Source organism: Pseudomonas sp. JAI111 (genome assembly GCF_024809425.1).
Classification (GTDB): domain Bacteria; phylum Pseudomonadota; class Gammaproteobacteria; order Pseudomonadales; family Pseudomonadaceae; genus Aquipseudomonas.
Genome location: NZ_JANUCB010000003.1, coordinates 110,318 through 129,419 on the forward strand (window position 1 = coordinate 110,318; position 19,102 = coordinate 129,419).

Here is a 19,102-nt window from a genome sequence, read left to right on the forward strand (position 1 = left end):
CGCAGCCTCGTTTCACTCGACAGCTCCTACACAGCTCCTGCACAAATCCTACGGGCTTCTCCCACCTGACCTGACCAGTGGCCAATTGCTTACCTTCCTCGCCTCTGCCACAATCGCGAATAATTCTCGTTAGTTAATACTTCCCAATCGGTGATGCCGCGTGTCGTCAGTCCAAAGCCCTCAGAGTGAGCTCGTTGGTGCGTTATATCGCGACCATCGCGGTTGGCTCTTGGCCTGGCTACGACGCAACGTGGCCTGTCCGCAACGGGCCGAAGACCTGAGTCAGGACACCTTCGTGCGGTTGCTGGGCCGCGACGAGCTGAAGGAACCTCGCGAACCACGGGCGTTTCTGGTGGCGATCGCCAAAGGCTTGCTGTTCGACTATTTCCGCCGCGCAGCGCTGGAACAGGCCTACCTCACCGAATTGATGCTGATCCCCGAAGGCGAACAACCGTCAGTGGAAGAACAGCTGTTGATTCTCGAAGACCTGAAAAACATCGACCGCCTGCTCGGCAAACTGTCGAGCAAGGCGCGGGCAGCGTTTCTGTTTAACCGTCTCGACGGCCTTGGCCATGCCGACATCGCCGAACGCCTGGGCGTGTCGGTGCCTCGGGTTCGCCAGTACCTGGCCCAAGGCATTCGTCAGTGCTACATCGCGTTGTACGGTGAACCGGTATGAATCCGGTCAGTTCCAAACCGGTGTCCGCCCATGTGCTGGACGCGGCGATTGCCTGGCAATTGTCCCTCGATTCCGGCAACCCGGTGGAGCGCGAAGAATTCGCCAAATGGCACGCTGCCCACGAAGAACATGCTCGTGCCTGGCACCAACTGGGCATGCTCGACCAGCGTTTCAGCGTCGCCAGCGGCCCGGCCCGCACGGCACTGTTGCAGTCGCGCGAAAGCATTCGCCGCCGGGTGCGCAAACTGGGCAGCGGCGTGGCCAGCCTTGTTGCAGTGATCGGATTGGCGCTATTCGCCGGTGATCGTTTTCTGCCCATCGACTATTGGCTGGCCGACCAACGCACCGCCACCGGCGAGCAACGCACCCTGCGACTGACTGACGGCACGCTGATCAACCTCAACACCCACAGCGCCATCGACGTGCGCTTCGATGAAAAGGAGCGGCTGATCGTCCTTCAGGAAGGGGAAATTCTCGTCGAGACCGGTCATGGTGATGCCCGGCCATTTATCGTCGAGACCCGCGAAGGCAGCCTGCGCGCACTCGGCACCCGCTTCCTCGTCCGGCGCGAAGACGACGGCACGCGCCTGAGCGTGTTGCAGTCAGCGGTGGCCGCGCATCCGCAATCAAGTCCTGAAGAACAGATTCTGCATGAAGGCCAGCAAGTGCTGATGCGCGGCAATGGCCTGGGACCGATCACCACGCTCAACCTCGGCGCCGATGCCTGGACCCGCGGCATGCTGGTGGTGGACAACGCGCGACTGGAAGATCTGGTGCATGAACTCGCCCGCTACCGTCGCGGGCACCTGGGGATTGCGCCCGAGATCGCCGACCTGCGAATCACCGGCAGCTTCCCGCTGCACGACACCGACAAGGCCCTCAACGCGCTGCTGCCGACCTTGCCGGTGCAGATCGAACAGCACACGCCGTGGTGGGTGACGGTGGCGAAGGTTCAAACCAACCCCTGAGGATCGTTCCCACGCTCTGCGTGGGAATGCAGCCCGTGACGCTCCGCGTCACATGCCGAAGCGGACGCAGAGCGTCCATGGATGCATTCCCACGCAGAGCGTGGGAACGATCATGTTATGTGTAACGGCTCGCTATCTAAATACAAATTATTTTCATCCAGCCCTATCACTTTTGGAATCTCGTGCGGCACCTAGGCAATTGAGAAATATTTCCATTCAGGAGCCGCTGTATGTCCCGTTCGCTCGACACCCTGTTGCGTCCCAGCTTGCTGGCAGTCGCCATTGCCTTTTGTGCCCCTCTGGCCAGCAGCCCGCTGATCGCCGCTGAACAGGCGTCCAGCGTTCGCGCCTACGACCTGCCGGCCGCGCCATTGGCCAGCACCCTGAATCAGATCGCCAGCCAGGCCGGCCTGGCGCTGTCGTTGAATCCGTCGTTGGCGGCGGGCAAGACCTCGGCACCGGTGAAGGGTCAGTTCGACGCTGCCGGCGCGCTGCGTGAAGCCTTGCGTGGCAGCGGTCTGCAACTGGAACAAAGCAGCGCTGGCACCTACAGTCTGGTCGCCATTCCCGAGGGCGTGCTGGCCCTGCCGGAAACCGCCGTCATCGGCGTCGAAAATACCGAAAGTGCCTGGGGGCCGGTCGACGGCTACCTGGCGACCCGCACCGCCGCTGGCACCAAGACCGACACCGCGCTGGTCGAAGCGCCGCGCTCGATTTCGATTGCCACCCGCCAGCAGATGGACGATCGCAACGTGCAGAACCTCGATGATGCCGTGCGCTACATGCCCGGCATCGTCGCCAGCAGCTACGGCAGTGACACCCGCGCCGACTGGTTGCGCGTGCGCGGTTTCGAACCGACCCAGTTCCTGGACGGCTTGCCGCTGCCCAAAGGCGTGTATGCCAACCCGAAACAGGAAACCTGGAACCTCGAGCGCCTCGCCCTGCTGCGTGGCCCGGCTTCATCGGTGTACGGCCAGACCCCGCCGGGCGGCCTGCTGGACATGATCAGTCGTCGTCCCACTGCGCAAGACAGCCATGAGATCGAGCTGCAATACGGCAGCGACAACCAGCGCCAGATCAACTTCGCCAGCACCGGCAAGATCGACGACGCAGGCCAGTTTCTCTACAGCCTGAGCGGTGTGGTGCGCGACAGCGGCACACAGATCGACCACGTCGACAACAAGCGCTACAACATTGCGCCAAGCCTGACCTGGAACATCGACGACGACACCTCGTTCACCCTGCTCACGCAATTCACCCGCGACGATACCGGTATCACCAGCCAGTTCCTGCCGGTGCAGGGCACCAAGATCGACATGCCGTTTGGCAAGGTGTCCCATCACAAGAACCTGGGCGATCCGGATTGGGAATTCTACGACCGCACCTATTACGCGCTGGGTTATGCGTTTGAGCATCGCCTGAACGATGTCTGGCAATTCAGGCAGAACCTGCGTTACACCAAATCGGACCTGTCGTTCCAGGCTCTCACGGTCGGCTCTTACCCGTTTACGCAGGTGGATAACCAAGGAAACGTCGGGCGCACCAGCACCACCGTCGACGAAGACATCAGCCAGTTCGCCGTGGATAACAACTTCCAGGCTGACTTCGCCACCGGCGATGTGCGCCACACCCTGCTGCTCGGTCTCGACCACCAGCGCAGCAACACCAACTACACCTCGATTTTCGGTGACGGGCTGACCACCAACGTCAACAACCCGATCTATGGCCAGCCCATCGTTCGTCCGCCGCGCTCCTCCGCGTTCTACGACTACGACCAAAAAACCCACCAGACCGGCGTGTACGTGCAGGACCAGATGGCCCTCGATCAATGGCGCCTGACCCTCGGCGGCCGTGAAGACTGGGTGCACACCGGCACAACATTCTTCAACAAGGGCGATGCCACCAACACCGAGCGCGACAAGGCGTTCAGCGGCAACGCGGCGCTCAGCTATGTGTTTGATTCGGGGTTTGTGCCGTACCTGTCCTATGCCGAATCCTTCCAGCCAACCACCGGCGCCCTGGCCTCGGCCACCGAATCGTTCAAGCCAACCGAAGGCAAGCAGTGGGAGCTGGGCGTGAAATACCAGCCGCCGGGCAGTAAAACCCTGCTCAGCGCGGCGGTGTATGACCTGACCCAGAAAAACGTTTCCGTCACCACCACCGTCGGCTCCACGCCGATCACCAGCCAGACCGGCGAAGTGAAGGTCAAGGGCCTGGAACTGGAAGCGGTGTCCGACGTGACCGACAACCTGAAAATCATCGCCGCCTACACCCTGGCCAAGTCCGAAGTACAAAAAGGCGATTTCAAAGGCAATCGCCTGCAACTGATACCTAACCAGCAAGCGTCGCTGTGGGCCGATTACACCTGGCACAACGGCGTGCTCGACGGCTTCGGCCTCGGCGCCGGCGCCCGCTATACCGGCAACACGTATGGCGACCAGGCCAACACCTTTCTGGGCAAGGCCGACGCCTACACCGTGTTCGACGCGGCGGTGCATTACGACCTCGGTCGTCTGGACAACAGCCTGAAAGGCGCATCGCTGGCTCTCAACGCGACCAACCTGTTGGACAAGGACTACATCTCCACCTGCGACAGTTTCTACTGCTACTACGGCGACCAGCGCAGTGTCGTCGCCAGTGCGACTTACAAGTGGTAATGGCCTGATTTGTCACGCCCAAGACCGAGCCGTCCAACAAGGACGGCTTTGGTATTTCTGAAGGCTATGAGATGAAAAGCAAAACGATTCGACGCTGGTCCTGCGTCCACACCTGGACCAGCCTGATCTGCACGGTATTTCTGCTGATGCTGGCGCTGACCGGCCTGCCGTTGATCTTTCACCATGAGATCGACCACCTGCTGGGCGATGCTGCGCAGTTGAAGCAGATGCCGGCAGACACGCCGCAGCTGAATTTGCAGCAGTTGGTGCTGGCGGCTGAAAAACATCGCCCTGGCGACGTCCTGCAATATTTCGGCTTTGACGAAGACGAGCCCAACGCTGCAATCACCATCATGGCAGCCACTGCCGGCACCGAGCCGAACTCGTCGCACACCTTCATGCTCGACGCCCGTACCGGTGAAGCGCTGGAGATGCCGTCGGCCAATGGCGGTTTCATGATGGTGATGTTGCGCCTGCACGTGGACATGTTTGCCGGGCTGCCGGGCAAGTTACTGCTGGCGTTCATGGGATTGATGTTTGTCGCGGCCATTGTTTCCGGAACGGTGCTGTACCTGCCGTTCATGCGCCGCTTGAAATTCGCCACCGTGCGCCAGGACAAGTCGACTCGCCTGCGCTGGCTCGACCTGCACAACCTGATCGGCGTGGTCACCCTGACGTGGGCGTTGGTCGTGGGTGTGACCGGGGTGATCAGTGCCTGCGCCGACCTGCTGATCGCCGCCTGGCGCAACGACAGCCTGAGTGCGATGGTCGCGCCGTATCGGGACGCGCCGCCGCTGACGCAATTGGCCCCCGCGACCCGTTTGCTCGACATCGCCAAGGAAGTCGCACCGGGCATGACGCCTGATTTCATCGCCTTCCCCGGCACCCGATTTTCCAGCGAGCACCATTACGCGGTGTTCATGAAAGGCAGCACCCAGCTGACATCGCACCTGCTGACCCCGGTGCTGATCGACGCCAGCACCCTGCAAGTCACGGCAGTGGCCGAACGACCGTGGTACATGGACGCCATGGGCATGTCGCAACCGCTGCATTTCGGTGATTACGGCGGCATGCCGATGAAAATCCTCTGGGCGACCCTGGATGTGCTGACAATTATTGTCCTGGGCAGCGGGGTTTATCTGTGGGTGGTGCGGCGCAAGACGGCGAAACCGGTGGTGAAATACGCGCAGGCTCAATCATGAGGCCAAGGCAGTCGAACTTCTGGAAGGTGTTTGCCACACCCACCGTCATCGCCCTGCTCAGCGCCGCGGGGTTATTCGCCGCGCTGCTGGGGGATGGCGTGTGGGACGCCTTGAGCTGGCTTGGCCTGGGCATCCCCGCTGTCCTCGCCCTGCGCGGCCTGCTGCAACGCCGCTGATCCTTGTGGGAGCGAGCTTGCTCGCGATGAGGCCTTCACATTCAGCATCGATGTTGAATGGAATTCCGCCATCGCGAGCAAGCTCGCTCCCACAGTCGGTATAAACCCTTCGGTCATACGACGACATCATTCCCCCGCCCGTCGCCTGAACCCGCAAATTCTTTGACATATTTATTGACAGTTTCGCCCTTGCACTTCTATAAAGGCGCATGTTGTACGACAACCTACAACAAACCTTGTTTAACACCAAAATCCAAAAATAATCATGGTGAAGCAATGAAAGTCAAAGGCATCCGCTGGTGGATGGTCGGCCTGGTGACAGCCGGCCTGATGGTCAACTACCTGGCTCGCAATACCCTCTCAGTGGCCGCTCCGACCCTGATGAGCGAAATGAACATCTCCACCGAGCAGTACTCGCACATCGTGGTTGCATGGCAAGTTTGCTATGCGCTGATGCAACCGGTGGCGGGCTACATCATCGATGCCATCGGCACCAAAATGGGCTTTGCGATCTTCGCCTTCGCCTGGTCGATTGCCTGTGCGGCAGCGGCAATGGCGTCAGGCTGGCAAGGGCTGGCATTCGTTCGGGGCCTGTTGGGCCTGACGGAAGCGGCCGGTTTGCCGGCAGCGGTCAAAGCCTCGACCGAATGGTTTCCGGCCAAGGAGCGTTCGGTCGCGATTGGCTGGTTCAACATCGGCTCCTCGATCGGCGCACTGCTGGCGCCGCCGCTGGTGGTTTGGGCGATTCTGCACAGTGGCTGGGAACTGGCATTCCTGATCGTCGGGGGGCTGGGCATTGTCTGGAGCTTCCTCTGGCTGATCCTCTACAAACATCCACGCGATCAAAAACGCCTGAGCGATGAAGAACGCGATTACATCCTCAGCGGCCAGGAAGATCACTTCAAAGACCCCACCACGAAAAAGGGCAGCTGGAAGAAGATCATCGGCAGCCGCAACTTCTACGCCATCGCCAGTGCGCGGATGCTCTCAGAGCCCGCCTGGCAGACGTTCAACGCCTGGATCCCGCTGTACCTGATGACCGAACGGCACATGAACATCAAAGAGATCGCGATGTTCGCCTGGCTGCCGTTTCTGGCCGCCGACCTTGGCTGCGTCCTTGGCGGTTACCTGAGCCCGTTGTTCCACAAGCACTGCAAAGTATCGTTGTTCACCTCGCGCAAAATGGTCCTGCTGTTCGGTGCCTCGTGCATGATCGGCCCGGCCTGCATCGGCCTGGTGGCCAGCCCCTACACCGCGATCGCGCTGCTGTGCGTCGGCGGCTTCGCTCACCAGACATTGTCCGGCGCGCTGTATGCGATCACCTCCGACTCGTTCGGCAAGAATGAAGTGGCCACCGCCACCGGCATGGGCGGGATGTTCGGCTACCTGGGCGCTGCGGCCTTCACCATGGTGTTCGGCGTCATGGTGACCAAGATCGGTTACAGCCCACTCTTCGTGGTGCTGGCGATTTTCGACATCGTGGCCGCGTTCATCGTCTGGACCGTCGCCCGCGAACTGAAGCCACAGCAGACTGCTTCGGGTCCACAAGCCACCTTGCAACCGGCAACCTGAACATAACCCTGTGTGGGAGCAAGCCTGCTCGCGATAGCGGTGTATCAGTCGACATTTCTGTTGCCTGTCATACCGCCATCGCGAGCAGGCTCACTCCCACAGGGATTTTGTGTTCGCTGCTCATCTTGAGCTATCGCTTTAACGCGCTATGCTGCCCGGCACTGCCCCACACCGAGATGCTGCCATGTCCGCCCCCAGCATGACCCTGTTCCACAATTCCTTATCGCCCTTCGTTCGCAAAGTCATGGTGCTGCTGCACGAAACCGGTCAGACCGACCGCGTGGCGTTGCAAGACTGCGTGCTGACACCGGTGAGCCCGGATCCGGCCCTCAATGAAGACAACCCGCTGGGCAAGATTCCGGCCCTGCGTCTGGCCGACGGCAACGTCATCCATGACAGCCGGGTCATCCTCGATTACCTCGATCACCAACACGTCGGCAATCCGCTGATTCCTCGCGACGGATCGGCCCGCTGGCGGCGCCTGACCCTGGCCTCCATGGCCGACGGGATCATGGACGCTTCGGTGATGGTTCGTTACGAAGTCGCCCTGCGCCCGCCGGAGAAACACTGGGATGCGTGGCTCGATGGCCAGCGCGACAAGATCAGGCGTGCCTTGGCATTGCTGGAGAAAGAGGCGATTGCCGAACTGACCAGCCATTTCGATGTGGCGGCAATCAGCGTGGCGTGTGCGTTGGGTTACCTCGACTTGCGCCACCCGGACCTGGCGTGGCGCGAGACGAATCCGCAGTTGGCGGCCTGGTATTTTGAGGTGAGTCAGCGGCCTTCGATGTTGGCGACGATGCCGAAGGTTTAGAGCTTCACTGGCTGTCCTGCCTCAGCAGTCGGGTTTGTCGGCTGTGAAACGTCGTGCCGGATTGACCGCTGCGCCGAATTCACGCAAGGCCTTGGCGCCGATCAACAGTGGATAATTGAAGCTGCTGCGGTCGGTGAGGTTGACCTCGACGGTGCGCTTGACGTTGCCCAGGCAAAGTTCGAGATCGACCACTGGACGCTTGGTCGGTGCGCTCACGTTCGCGTCATCGTCTTCTTCTTCGGAGCGGGTCTTGATCTTGCTGATCCGCGCGACTTTGTGTTCGTAGACCTTGTTGCTCGCGTCTTTGGTGGCGAGGCGAAAACGCACCCACTCTTCGCCGTCGCGAGTGAAGGTTTCGATGTCCTTGGCCGACAGCGAGGCGGTCAGGGCGCCGGTGTCCATCTTGGCCTTTAAGACCTGGCCACCGATTTCCGGCAGCGCAATGTATTCGTAGCGCCCGTACAGGGTCGGCTCAGCGGCCAGGACTGGCAGGGCCACGAGGGAAAGCAGTGCTAGGAGGGATTTCACGTATTGGGCATCCATAAGGAGTGGGCAGCGGGATTTTAGACCTTGATTGGATAGATCGTTCCCACGCGCTGCGGGGAATGATTTGTGTAGCCAGACTAAAGGTTCAAAGGTGAAACATTCGTCACCGCCGATTTGGCCTGACGCCCGAAGCTGCATATCATGGCGCGCCCAAATGCTTACAAGAGTCTCTTATGCGCCGCCTGCTCACCGGCTGTTTCGTTACCTTGCTGCTGTTGCTCAACACCCTGGTCCTGTTCGGACCGCTGATGGTGTTCGCACTGCTCAAACTGGTCCTGCCCGGGCGCTTTCGCGACTATGCCTCATGGGCAGTGATGTGGATCGCCGAGACCTGGGCCGAAATCGACAAGCTGATCTTCCGCCTGTGCATCCCCACCCAATGGGACATCAGGGGTGGCGATGAGCTGCGCCGCGATACGTCATATCTGGTGATCAGTAACCATCAATCCTGGGTCGATATCCCGGCGCTGATCCAGACCCTCAACCGGCGTACGCCGTTCTTCAAGTTCTTCCTCAAGAAAGAGCTGATCTGGGTACCGTTCCTGGGGCTGGCGTGGTGGGCGCTGGATTATCCGTTCATGAAGCGCTACAGCAAGGCGTTTCTGGCGAAAAACCCGGAGCTGGCCGGCAAGGACCTGGAGATCACCAAACAAGCCTGCGAGCTGTACAAGCGCCAGCCAGTGACGGTGGTCAATTATCTGGAAGGCACCCGCTACACCGCAGCGAAAAGCACCCAGCAGCAATCACCGTTCACCCATTTGCTCAAGCCCAAGGCGGGCGGCGTGGCGTTTGTGCTGGCAGCGATGGGCGAACAGCTGGACGCCATTCTTGATGTGACGGTGGTGTATCCGCAGCAAAAGATTCCGGGTTTCTGGGACTTGATCAGTGGCAACGTGCCGCGGGTCATCATCGACATCAAGACCCGCGAACTCGACCCGGCACTGTGGCAGGGCGATTACGAGAACGACCCGGTGTTTCGCCAGACGATCCAGAATTGGGTCAACCACCTCTGGATCGAAAAGGATCGGCGCATCGACGCTTTGCGCGCCGAGAACCGTTAGATCAGATGCCGGAGCCGGCGCCCCAGATCCCGCCCAGACTGTTCAGCAGCGAACCGCCTACGCCCTGCTGACCGAAGTATTGCAACAGCACCGGGGCAAACTGGCCGATCATGCCGGCGTCCATCCCCAATGCGCTGAACGCGCTACTCAAATCCGTGGTGTTCTTCACGGAGCCCAAGGCGTTGCCCAGACCGGCCGCGTTGCCGGAAGACCCGAGCAAACCTGCCAGCGCACCCAGCTCACCGCCGCCGGACAATATGTCGATCCCCGGAACGCTTTTGGCAAGTTCCGAGTAATCGGTGGAGCTCAGTTGATTTTTTGCCAGCCCCAGCATCGCCCCGGCGCCCCCAATGGCTTGTTCTGGCGTGACATTCAATTCGCTGAGAGCACTCAGCAGGTCAGCCGTTTGTGGAGTCTGCGCGGCTGAGGCTGCGGTGTTATCACCCTTCATACCGGAAATGGCACTGGCCGCATCACTGAGGTTGAACTGAGCAAAGACCGGGCTGGCGGCCAGAGTCATCAGCGAAACCAATGCAAAACCGCGTGAAATCTTCATCCAGACATCCTCTTGTGCCAAGAAAACCGCCCGGCAAGCGGGCGGCGAAAAACTGCCTGTTTGACTGGCATCCCGGGGGATTGTTCCCAGTCCTGGCGAGCGTCTGACGAACCGTTAAAAAAGAATGTTTCGTCGCTGCATCCAGTATGACCCTGCCCACGTATATCAAGCACGGACAGACACTCCTGGCCGATTCTCCCCACAAAGGATCATCACCATGAAACGCACTTCGATCAAAACACCCCTGATTGCCAGCCTGCTGACCTTCGCCCTTGGCGGGGCACTCGCACTGAACACCGTGCAAGCCGCAGACATGAGCCACGATTCAGTCATCGTCGGTGGCCAGAGCATGATGCCGGGCAAGGACATCATCGATAATGCCGTCAACTCCGCCGACCACACCACGCTGGTGGCCGCCGTCAAAGCCGCAGGCCTGGTCGATACCCTCAAGGGCAAAGGCCCGTTCACCGTATTCGCGCCGGTCAACTCGGCGTTCGCAGCGCTGCCTGCCGGCACCGTCGATACTCTGCTCAAGCCCGCCAACAAGGCAACCCTGACTCACGTTCTCACCTATCACGTCGTCGCCGGAAAACTCGACATGATGACCCTCGCCGAGAAGATCAAGGCCGGTGGCGGCAAAGCCGAGCTGACCACCGTCGCCGGCGGCAAACTGTGGGCGATGATGAACGGCCCGCACAACATCACCATCAAGGATGAAAAAGGTGACGTCGCCGACATCACCACCTATGACGTGTATCAATCCAACGGCGTGATTCAGGTCATCGACAAAGTGCTGATGCCAAAAAGCTGAGCCCAACCGCCGACCTTGAACATCAGGGTCGGCGGTTTCCCGAGGTGTCTGCCGTGAATGGAACAACTGCGCGCCGTCAACTAACCTCTGCCTGCAACAAGAACCATGCGCAGTCCGCGCCGATTGTCCGGAGAATCACTATTTCCACCGCCGACACCGATCAACTCAGGCAACTCCTGGCCCAGTGTTCACTGGGTGACCGTCGCGCGTTCGAGACGCTTTACCGTAGCGTCGGCCCACGCTTGCACGGTGTTGCCCTGCGTTTCATGGGGCGTGCGGATCTGGCCGAAGAAGTGCTGCAGGAAAGCTTCGTGCGCATCTGGAACAATGCCTCGCGCTATGAGGCGCACCTGTCCGCGCCGTTGACCTGGATGATCAACATCACCCGCAACCAGGCCATCGACCAGTTACGCAAACACCGTGACCGGCCATTGAGCGAACTCGAAGAACAAGCGCTGGTGGATGAAAGCCCGTCGGCCCACGAACAGTTAGCCAGCGCACGTGAAGCCGGTGCTTTGAAGCGCTGCCTGGAAAGCCTCGAAGGCATGCAGCGCCAATCGATCACTGTCGCTTACTTCCAGGGTTTGTCCTGCTCTGAGCTTGCCGAACATCTGGCCGCGCCGCTGGGCTCGGTGAAATCCTGGATCCGCCGCGGTATGGAGCGACTGCGCAGGTGCCTTGAATCATGAACTATCAAACTCCGACCCTGCGCCGCGCCCTCGCCGCCGATTACGCCATCGGCTTGATGCCTGCCGCCGCTCGTCGGCGTTTCGAACAGTTATTGCTGGAGGATGCGGCATTGCGCGTGGAACTGGCGCAATGGCAGGAAAGCCTCGCCAGTCTGACCGACGCGTTGCCAGAGCAGCCGGTGCCAGATCGCGTTTGGAAAGGCATCACCGCGAGAATCGAACCGCAGGTGCTTCATGTGCCAGAGAAGCGTCCGTTCTGGAACTGGCTGCGGGTGACGGCGGCAGTGTGTTCGCTGGTGATTGCCGTGACGCTGGGCGTGATCTACAACCGTGACAGCGCGCGTTACAGCGCCACGTTGCTGACCGCCGACGCACAGCCTGCGCTGAAGGTCGAAGCCCACAAGAACTACCTGAACGTCGAACCGCTCACCCTCGCCGCCGTCGAACCGGGGCGCAGTCTGGAGCTGTGGGCAATTGCGGATGGAAAACCCGTTTCCCTCGGCGTGATTCCGGCTGACGGCAAAGGTCGCGTAGCGCTGAACGATGCGCAGAAAGCGTTGATCGCCAAACCGATTACGTTGGCGGTGAGTCTTGAGCCCAAAGGGGGTTCGCCGACGGGGCAACCGACAGGACCCGTTCTATATCAAGGAGCGTTGGTGGTCCTCTAATGATCGTTCCCACGCTCTGCGTGGGAATGCAGAGCGTCACAGGAGGCGTTACCACGCAGAGCGTGGGAACGATCATTATCGAACAAAAAAACGGCGACCCGAGGGTCGCCGTTTTGTATTGCGTGAAGTCTTACGCCGCGCTGAACAGTTTGTGTGGATCGATCACAAACTTCTTCGGCACGCCCGCATCGAACTCACCGTAACCACGTGGTGCGTCATCCAGGCTGATGACTTCCACGCCAACGATGTCGGCGATGTGAATGCGGTCCCACATGATCGCCTGCATCAGCTGACGGTTGTACTTCATCACAGGCGTCTGGCCGGTGTGGAAGCTGTGGGATTTTGCCCAGCCCAGACCGAAGCGAATGCTCAGGCTGCCCATTTTCGCGGCGGCATCCACTGCACCTGGATCTTCGGTCACGTACAGGCCCGGGATACCGATTTTGCCCGCCACACGCACCACGCCCATCAACGAGTTGAGCACGGTGGCCGGAGCCTCGTGTTTCACGCCGTCATGGCCGTGACCGCGCGCTTCGAAGCCTACGGCGTCGACGGCGCAATCCACTTCTGGCTCGCCCAACAGTGCAGCGATTTGCTCGTGCAGCGGGGTGTCCAGGGACAGGTCGGCGATTTCAAAACCCTGCGCCTTGGCGTGTGCCAGGCGAACGGTATTGACGTCACCGATGATCACTACCGCCGCGCCCAGCAGGCGTGCGGAAGCGGCAGCCGCCAAGCCGACCGGACCGGCACCGGCGATGTATACGGTGCTGCCAGGGCCAACGCCGGCGGTCACTGCGCCGTGGTAACCGGTCGGCAGGATGTCGGAGAGGCAGGTCAGGTCGCGGATTTTTTCCATCGCGCGATCGCGATCAGGCAGTTTCAGCAGGTTGAAGTCGGCGTACGGCACCATCGCGTACTCCGCCTGGCCGCCGGTCCAGTCGCCCATGTCGACATAACCGTAGGCACCGCCCGGACGCGCCGGGTTAACGCTGAGGCAAACACCGGTATGCATTTCCTTGCAGGAACGGCAGCGCCCGCAAGCCACGTTGAACGGTACGGAAACCAGGTCGCCGATCTGCAGGTTCTCGACGTCGCTGCCCTTCTCGATCACTTCACCGGTGATCTCGTGACCCAGCACCAGACCGGTCTGAGCGGTGGTACGACCGCGCACCATGTGCTGGTCGGAACCACAGATGTTGGTGGAAACCACACGCAGGATGACAGCATGGTTGATCTTCCTGCCGCGCGGGTCCTGCATTTTTGGATAGTCGATTTTCTGTACTTCGACTTTGCCACTGCCGAGATACACCACACCACGATTGCCAGACATGCTTTCACCTCGCTGTTGTTTTTATGTAGCGGTCGCGTCGCCATGGATCGGCGGCGCGTTGATTGCTCTGGTTTGTTGCCTGTGTCTTGCGTTGTCCTTTAGGGCCTCATCGCGAGCAGGCTCGCTCCCACAGTGGATCTTTGTTGTGCCCGGGATCTATGTACTGTCACAACCTCCTGTGGGAGCGAGCCTGCTCGCGATGGGTCGCGAAGCGGCCCCAAAAATCTAGAGAACGACCGTGCGATTGGCGTTCAAAAACACTCGTCGTTCAATGTGATAACCCACAGCCCGCGCCAGGGTCAGCCCTTCGATATCCCGCCCCTTGGCGATCAGATCTTCCGGGTAATGACTGTGGTCCACGGCCTCTACGCCCTGGGCGATGATCGGGCCTTCGTCCAGGTCGTTATTGATGTAATGCGCCGTGGCGCCAACCAGTTTCACGCCCTTGTTGTAGGCCTGGTGATAAGGCTTGGCGCCTTTGAAACCGGGCAGCAGGGAGTGGTGAATATTGATCGCCTTGCCGTCGAGTTTGCGGCACAGCTCCGGCGACAGCACTTGCATGTAGCGGGCAAGAATCACCAGTTCCGCGCCGGACTCTTCGATGACCTGCCACACCTGGCGCTCTTGCGACGGCTTGTCGTTCGGGTCCAGGGGGAAGTGGTAATACGGAATCTGGTGCCAGTCGGCCAGCGGCTTGAGGTCGGGGTGGTTGGAGACCACGGCGGCCACGTCCATCGACAACTGGCCGATGCGCTGGCGGTAGAGCAAGTCGTTTAGGCAGTGGTCGGCCTTGGAGACCATGATCACCACTTTTGGCCGGTAATTCGGCGCAGTCAGCTCGAAGACCATGCCGAAGGCTTTGCCACGTTCTTCCAACCCGAGACGAAATGCCTGTTCATCAAAGCCGTCGGGCTGGCGGAATTCCACGCGAATGAAGAAACGGCCCGAGAGCCGGTCATCAAAAGAGTGGTGCTCGGTGACGTAGCAGCCCTGCTCGAACAGAAAGCGCGTCACCGCGTCCACGGTGCCGAGAACGCTTGGGCAGTCGGCGGTCAGAATCCATGTGTCTGGGGCGCGGCTCATAGTGCGGTGACTCCTGAGGCATCGATAAACGAAAGCTGCATCTTGTGGGAGCGAGCCTGCTCGCGATGGAGGTTAACGATAACGCGTACTTCCTGAATCAACGCGCTGCCCTAAAGTCCATCGCGAGCAGGCTCGCTCCCACAGTTGATCGCCTCCATGACTGACTCTGATCAGGCCTGAACGCTAAGCCCGTATTCGGCGGCAGCATCCTGCAACCACAACCACCAGTAGTCCGAGAAGCTGCGACGAATCAGCAGTTCCCAGGTGTCTTCGGCGGTATGGCGGATCACCAGTTGCGACTTGGCAAACACGGTGCCCACAGCCTTGCCGACCGGGAAACTGTTGGGGTGCACGTCGTAGCTGGTGGACTTCATCAGCACCTGGCGCACGTTCGGGCCGCTCAGTTCGAGGATCTGCTGACCACCGCTGACGTTGGTGATTGCGATGTGCAGGTCGCCCAGCGCTTCACGCAGTTTTTTCTCGGCGGCGAACTCTTCACCGGTCGGCACGATCAGCAGCCATTCATCCGGCCCCATCCATTGCAGGCTGGTTTCGCCTTTGACGACGACGGTCAGCGCAGCGGGCAGTTCGATGCCGAGGGCTTTGTGCACGCCTGCTGCGAAAGCCGCATCGTGGCCATCGCCACGAATGGTCAGGTGGCCGAGGAGTTTTTTCTCACGCACGATCACGCCGGCGTTCTTGCGGCCCTTGCCCACCAGGCTTTGCAGGCCTGCGTGATGCAGCGACGACTCGGCCTTGGCCCCGTTGGTTGGGCGTTGTTGGTAAACATTGGCTGCGGTCATAAAGCACCTTTCTTTTGTTGATCGTTCCCACGCTCTGCGTGGGAATGCCGCCATGGACGCTCTGCGTCCGCTCTTGGGACGCGGAGCGTCCCGGGATGCATTCCCACGCAGAGCGTGGGAACGATCGACTTACACGTTCTGGCGATCACCTTTTGGATCGAAGAACACCGAAGAAACGATTTCCGCCTCGATCACGCTGCCGTCGGCCAGCGGTGCGAACACACGCTCACCGATGCGCTTCAAGCCGCCCTTGACCACGCCCATGGCAAACGAATAGCCGAGGGAGTTGTGCAAGTAGCTGGAGGTGACGTGACCGACCATGGTCATCGGGATCGCCTGCTTGGCGTTGAACACCAGTTGCGCACCTTCCGGCAGCCATACGTTCGGATCGATCGGCTTCAGCCCCACCAACTGTTTGCGCTGATCACGTACGCAGTCTTCACGGTTCATGCCGCGCTGGCCAATCCACGAGAACGGTTTGGTGCGACCCACACACCAGCCCATGTTCAGGTCGTCCGGGGTCATCGAGCTGTCAGTGTCCTGACCTACGATGATGAAACCCTTCTCGGCCCGCAGGATGTGCATGGTTTCAGTGCCATACGGGGTCAGGTTGTACTTCTTGCCAGCCTCGGCGATTTTCTCGAGCACGCCCATGGCGTAGTCGGCCTGTACGTTGACTTCGAACGACAGCTCACCGGTAAACGAAATCCGGAAAATCCGCGCCGGCACACCGCCGACCAGGGCTTCTTTCCAGGTCATGAACGGGAAGGCTTCGTTGCTCAAATCGGCGTCGGTGACTTCGCTGAGCAGCTTGCGGCTGTTCGGCCCGGACAGGGTCATGGTTGCCCAGTGATCCGTCACGGAAGTGAAGTACACCTTCAGGTCCGGCCATTCGGTCTGGTGGTAGATTTCCAGCCATTGCAGCACGCGTGCAGCGCCGCCGGTGGTGGTGGTCATCACGAAATGGTTGTCGGCCAAGCAGGCAGTTACGCCGTCGTCGAACACCATGCCGTCTTCTTTACACATCAGGCCGTAACGCGCCTTGCCCACGTCGAGCTTGGTCCAGGCGTTGGTGTAGACGCGGTTCAGGAACTCGCGGGTGTCCGGGCCCTGGATGTCGATCTTGCCCAGGGTCGAAGCGTCCAGCAGGCCAACGCTGTCGCGCACGGCTTTGCATTCGCGTTTCACCGCGGCATGCATGTCTTCACCGCTTTTCGGGAAGTACCACGGACGTTTCCACTGGCCGACATCTTCAAACTCGGCGCCGTTCTTCACGTGCCAGTGATGCAGCGCGGTGTGACGGACAGGTTCGAAAATGTGCCCACAGTGACGGCCGGCCACAGCCCCGAAAGTTACCGGTGTGTAGTTCGGACGGAACATGGTGGTGCCCATCTGCGGGATGGTCACGTTCAACGAACGGGCGGCGATGGCCAGGCCGTTGACGTTGCCGAGTTTTCCCTGGTCAGTGCCGAAGCCCAGTGCGGTATAGCGTTTAACGTGCTCGACCGACTCGAAGCCTTCGCGGGTCGCCAGTTCGATGGCGGCGGCGGTGACGTCGTTTTGCAGGTCGACGAATTGCTTCGGCGCACGTGCGGTGTTCTTTTCGTGCGGTACCTGGAACAGCGCCAGGGTCGGCTCTTCCAGACGGCTCAGGGCTTTTGGCAAGGTGCCTTCGACCACACTGAAACCGGCTTCGCTGGCTGCGCGAGCGCCGCCTTCAAAACCATCGGCCAGGGAATCGCCCAGACCATAGACGCCGTTGATGCCACCAACGCACACGCGTTTCTGTGGTGCTTCGCCCGGTACGAAACCGAGGATGTCTTCACGCCAGATCGGCTTGCCACCCAAGTGCGAAGCCAGGTGAACGACCGGGCTGTAGCCGCCGGAGCTGGCCACCAGGTCGCACTCAAGCCATTCGCCAGGGCTGGTGACTTTGTGTCCTTTGACATCGATGGCGGCCACGCGAGCGGCGGTCACATGCTTGCTGCCACGGGCCTCGATCACAGCGCTGCCGGTCAGGATGCGGATGCCTTTGGCGCGCGCTTCTTCAACCAGCGCACCGCGCGGGTTGCTGCGCGCATCGGCGATGGCCACGACTTGCAGGCTGGCGTCGAGCCAATCCAGGGCCACGCGGTAGGCATGGTCGTTGTTGGTCGACAGCACCAGTTTCTTGCCTGGAGCCACACCGTAACGACGCACATAAGTCGACACAGCGCCGGCGAGCATGTTGCCCGGCACGTCGTTGTTGCCGTAGACCAGTGGACGCTCGTGAGCGCCGGTCGCCAGCACCACGCGCTTGGCGCGAACACGGTGGATGCGCTGACGCACCTGGCCAATCGGAGCGCGGTCGCCGAGGTGATCGGTCAGGCGCTCGTGAATGGTCAGGAAGTTGTGGTCGTGGTAACCGTTGACCGTGGCGCGCGGCAACAGCAGCACGTCCGGGGTGTTCTTCAGCTCGGCGATGACGCTGGCGACCCATTCGGTAGCCGGCTTGCCGTCGAGGCTTTCGCGGGAGTCGAGCAGGCTGCCGCCGAACTCTTCCTGCTCATCGGCCAGAATGACGCGAGCGCCGCTGCGGGCAGCCGCCAGTGCAGCAGCCAGACCCGCAGGACCAGCGCCGACGATCAGCACGTCGCAGTGCTGGTTCATGTAGTCGTAGGTGTCCGGATCGTTTTCGGTCGGCGAACGGCCAAGACCTGCGGCCTTACGAATGTACTTCTCGTAAGTCATCCAGAACGATTGCGGATACATGAAAGTTTTGTAGTAGAAGCCCGGTGGCATCAGCTTGCCGCCGACCTTGCCGAGAATCCCCATCATGTCGTTGTTCACGCTCGGCCAGCCGTTGGTGCTGGTGGCGACCAGGCCTTGATACAACGCTTGTTGCGTGGCGCGTACGTTAGGGATCTGCGTGGCTTCGGTCGCGCCGATCTGCAGCACGGCGTTCGGCTCTTCGGCGCCTGCAGCGAAAATGCCGCGCGGACGGGAGTACTTGAAGCTGCGACCGATAATGTCGACGCCGTTGGCCAGCAGTGCAGCGGCCAGCGAGTCGCCTTCAAAGCCTTTGTAGACCTGGCCGTTGAAGGTGAAGCTCAGCACTTTGTTGCGGTCGATCCGTCCGCCATTGGACAGGCGATTGATCTGGCTCATACCTTCTCTCCCAGAGCCGTGGCGGCCGCTTTCGGGCTATCGGTCTTGTCGGTGAACTGTGGCTTGGCGCCGATTTTGTACGTTTCCAGAATCTCGTAGGTCACGGTGTCACGGGTGGCGTTGAAGTACTGACGGCAACCGGCAACGTGGTCCCACAGTTCGTGGTGCAGACCGCGAGGGTTGTCGCGGAAGAACATGTAGTCGCCCCACTCCTCGTCGGTGCAGCTGTTCGGATCCAGTGGACGCGGGATGTGCGCCTGGCCGGATGCGTGGAATTCCTCTTCAGAGCGCAGCTCGCCGCAGTGAGGACAGAAGATATGCAACATGGGGATTTCTCCTG

18 protein-coding genes are annotated in these 19,102 nt (G+C 60.6%); 11 read left to right on the top strand and 7 right to left on the bottom strand.

The genetic code is table 11. The features are described from left to right. The first annotated feature begins 160 nt into the window (after positions 1–160). The 7 genes from HNR03_RS11420 (at position 161) to HNR03_RS11450 (ending at position 8,068) form a co-directional block, all read left to right on the top strand. Positions 161–679 (top strand): RNA polymerase sigma factor, encoded by a 519-nt coding sequence (locus HNR03_RS11420; protein WP_259153607.1) that lies wholly within the window; start codon positions 161–163, stop codon positions 677–679. Beyond that, positions 676–1,647, top strand: a complete 972-nt coding sequence (locus tag HNR03_RS11425) for a FecR domain-containing protein (RefSeq protein WP_259153610.1) — start codon at positions 676–678, stop codon at positions 1,645–1,647. The genes HNR03_RS11420 and HNR03_RS11425 overlap by 4 nt, the downstream gene beginning before the upstream one ends. Before the next feature lie 230 nt (positions 1,648–1,877). After that, complete coding sequence (locus HNR03_RS11430) at positions 1,878–4,304, top strand: TonB-dependent siderophore receptor (RefSeq protein ID WP_259153612.1); 2,427 nt, start codon at positions 1,878–1,880, stop codon at positions 4,302–4,304. Positions 4,305–4,375: 71 nt separating this feature from the next. Beyond that, positions 4,376–5,506, top strand: coding sequence for a PepSY domain-containing protein (locus tag HNR03_RS11435; protein ID WP_259153613.1), 1,131 nt, complete (start codon positions 4,376–4,378; stop codon positions 5,504–5,506). Further along, complete coding sequence (locus HNR03_RS11440; protein ID WP_259153616.1) at positions 5,503–5,682, top strand: hypothetical protein; 180 nt, start codon at positions 5,503–5,505, stop codon at positions 5,680–5,682. The genes HNR03_RS11435 and HNR03_RS11440 overlap by 4 nt, the downstream gene beginning before the upstream one ends. Positions 5,683–5,958: 276 nt before the next feature. Continuing rightward, positions 5,959–7,254, top strand: a complete 1,296-nt coding sequence (locus HNR03_RS11445) for an MFS transporter (RefSeq protein ID WP_222588746.1) — start codon at positions 5,959–5,961, stop codon at positions 7,252–7,254. Between the two features lie 184 nt (positions 7,255–7,438). Continuing rightward, positions 7,439–8,068 (top strand): glutathione S-transferase, encoded by a 630-nt coding sequence (locus HNR03_RS11450; RefSeq protein ID WP_259153617.1) that lies wholly within the window; start codon positions 7,439–7,441, stop codon positions 8,066–8,068. 21 nt (positions 8,069–8,089) lie between these two features. On the opposite strand, the gene HNR03_RS11455 is transcribed toward HNR03_RS11450, so the two are convergent. After that, a complete protein-coding gene (locus tag HNR03_RS11455; RefSeq protein ID WP_259153619.1) occupies positions 8,090–8,596 on the bottom strand; it encodes an ATP-dependent zinc protease in 507 nt (168 codons plus the stop codon). A 191-nt stretch (positions 8,597–8,787) separates the two neighbouring features. Between HNR03_RS11455 and HNR03_RS11460 the strand changes: the two genes are divergently transcribed. Next, the gene (locus HNR03_RS11460; RefSeq protein WP_222588749.1) at positions 8,788–9,675 is read left to right on the top strand and encodes an acyltransferase; all 888 of its coding nucleotides are present in this window, start codon (positions 8,788–8,790) and stop codon (positions 9,673–9,675) included. A 1-nt stretch (position 9,676) separates the two neighbouring features. On the opposite strand, the gene HNR03_RS11465 is transcribed toward HNR03_RS11460, so the two are convergent. Further along, the gene (locus tag HNR03_RS11465) at positions 9,677–10,231 is read right to left on the bottom strand and encodes a DUF2780 domain-containing protein (protein WP_259153620.1); all 555 of its coding nucleotides are present in this window, start codon (positions 10,229–10,231) and stop codon (positions 9,677–9,679) included. A gap of 217 nt (positions 10,232–10,448) precedes the next feature. Between HNR03_RS11465 and HNR03_RS11470 the strand changes: the two genes are divergently transcribed. Genes HNR03_RS11470 through HNR03_RS11480 form a run of 3 tightly spaced genes read left to right on the top strand, consistent with a single transcriptional unit; the run spans position 10,449 to position 12,399 of the window. Continuing rightward, on the top strand, positions 10,449–11,042 hold the full coding sequence (locus HNR03_RS11470) for a fasciclin domain-containing protein (RefSeq protein WP_222588751.1): 594 nt from the start codon (positions 10,449–10,451) through the stop codon (positions 11,040–11,042). Between the two features lie 53 nt (positions 11,043–11,095). Next, positions 11,096–11,731, top strand: coding sequence for a sigma-70 family RNA polymerase sigma factor (locus HNR03_RS11475; RefSeq protein ID WP_259153621.1), 636 nt, complete (start codon positions 11,096–11,098; stop codon positions 11,729–11,731). Next, positions 11,728–12,399 (top strand): anti-sigma factor domain-containing protein, encoded by a 672-nt coding sequence (locus HNR03_RS11480; RefSeq protein ID WP_259153622.1) that lies wholly within the window; start codon positions 11,728–11,730, stop codon positions 12,397–12,399. The genes HNR03_RS11475 and HNR03_RS11480 overlap by 4 nt, the downstream gene beginning before the upstream one ends. Positions 12,400–12,529: 130 nt before the next feature. On the opposite strand, the gene fdhA is transcribed toward HNR03_RS11480, so the two are convergent. The 5 genes from fdhA to HNR03_RS11505 form a co-directional block, all read right to left on the bottom strand. Next, the gene (gene fdhA, locus HNR03_RS11485) at positions 12,530–13,729 is read right to left on the bottom strand and encodes a formaldehyde dehydrogenase, glutathione-independent (RefSeq protein ID WP_259153625.1); all 1,200 of its coding nucleotides are present in this window, start codon (positions 13,727–13,729) and stop codon (positions 12,530–12,532) included. A 225-nt stretch (positions 13,730–13,954) separates the two neighbouring features. After that, the gene (gene purU, locus HNR03_RS11490; protein WP_259153627.1) at positions 13,955–14,812 is read right to left on the bottom strand and encodes a formyltetrahydrofolate deformylase; all 858 of its coding nucleotides are present in this window, start codon (positions 14,810–14,812) and stop codon (positions 13,955–13,957) included. Positions 14,813–14,982: 170 nt separating this feature from the next. Beyond that, positions 14,983–15,615, bottom strand: coding sequence for a sarcosine oxidase subunit gamma (locus HNR03_RS11495; protein ID WP_222588756.1), 633 nt, complete (start codon positions 15,613–15,615; stop codon positions 14,983–14,985). A gap of 129 nt (positions 15,616–15,744) precedes the next feature. Then, positions 15,745–18,762, bottom strand: coding sequence for a sarcosine oxidase subunit alpha (locus HNR03_RS11500; RefSeq protein ID WP_259153629.1), 3,018 nt, complete (start codon positions 18,760–18,762; stop codon positions 15,745–15,747). Further along, on the bottom strand, positions 18,759–19,088 hold the full coding sequence (locus HNR03_RS11505; RefSeq protein ID WP_033053963.1) for a sarcosine oxidase subunit delta: 330 nt from the start codon (positions 19,086–19,088) through the stop codon (positions 18,759–18,761). The genes HNR03_RS11500 and HNR03_RS11505 overlap by 4 nt, the downstream gene beginning before the upstream one ends. Positions 19,089–19,102: the final 14 nt, after the last annotated feature.

Bases quoted from the DNA above. Each gene is read 5' to 3' on its own strand.
- HNR03_RS11425 (WP_259153610.1), top strand. From the start codon at position 676: ATGAATCCGGTCAGTTCCAAACCGGTGTCCGCCCATGTGCTGGACGCG.
- HNR03_RS11430 (WP_259153612.1), top strand. From the start codon at position 1,878: ATGTCCCGTTCGCTCGACACCCTGTTGCGTCCCAGCTTGCTGGCAGTC.
- HNR03_RS11435 (WP_259153613.1), top strand. From the start codon at position 4,376: ATGAAAAGCAAAACGATTCGACGCTGGTCCTGCGTCCACACCTGGACC.
- HNR03_RS11440 (WP_259153616.1), top strand. From the start codon at position 5,503: ATGAGGCCAAGGCAGTCGAACTTCTGGAAGGTGTTTGCCACACCCACC.
- HNR03_RS11445 (WP_222588746.1), top strand. From the start codon at position 5,959: ATGAAAGTCAAAGGCATCCGCTGGTGGATGGTCGGCCTGGTGACAGCC.
- HNR03_RS11450 (WP_259153617.1), top strand. From the start codon at position 7,439: ATGTCCGCCCCCAGCATGACCCTGTTCCACAATTCCTTATCGCCCTTC.
- HNR03_RS11460 (WP_222588749.1), top strand. From the start codon at position 8,788: ATGCGCCGCCTGCTCACCGGCTGTTTCGTTACCTTGCTGCTGTTGCTC.
- HNR03_RS11465 (WP_259153620.1), bottom strand. From the start codon at position 10,231: ATGAAGATTTCACGCGGTTTTGCATTGGTTTCGCTGATGACTCTGGCC.
- HNR03_RS11470 (WP_222588751.1), top strand. From the start codon at position 10,449: ATGAAACGCACTTCGATCAAAACACCCCTGATTGCCAGCCTGCTGACC.
- HNR03_RS11480 (WP_259153622.1), top strand. From the start codon at position 11,728: ATGAACTATCAAACTCCGACCCTGCGCCGCGCCCTCGCCGCCGATTAC.
- fdhA (WP_259153625.1), bottom strand. From the start codon at position 13,729: ATGTCTGGCAATCGTGGTGTGGTGTATCTCGGCAGTGGCAAAGTCGAA.
- purU (WP_259153627.1), bottom strand. From the start codon at position 14,812: ATGAGCCGCGCCCCAGACACATGGATTCTGACCGCCGACTGCCCAAGC.
- HNR03_RS11495 (WP_222588756.1), bottom strand. From the start codon at position 15,615: ATGACCGCAGCCAATGTTTACCAACAACGCCCAACCAACGGGGCCAAG.
- HNR03_RS11500 (WP_259153629.1), bottom strand. From the start codon at position 18,762: ATGAGCCAGATCAATCGCCTGTCCAATGGCGGACGGATCGACCGCAAC.
- HNR03_RS11505 (WP_033053963.1), bottom strand. From the start codon at position 19,088: ATGTTGCATATCTTCTGTCCTCACTGCGGCGAGCTGCGCTCTGAAGAG.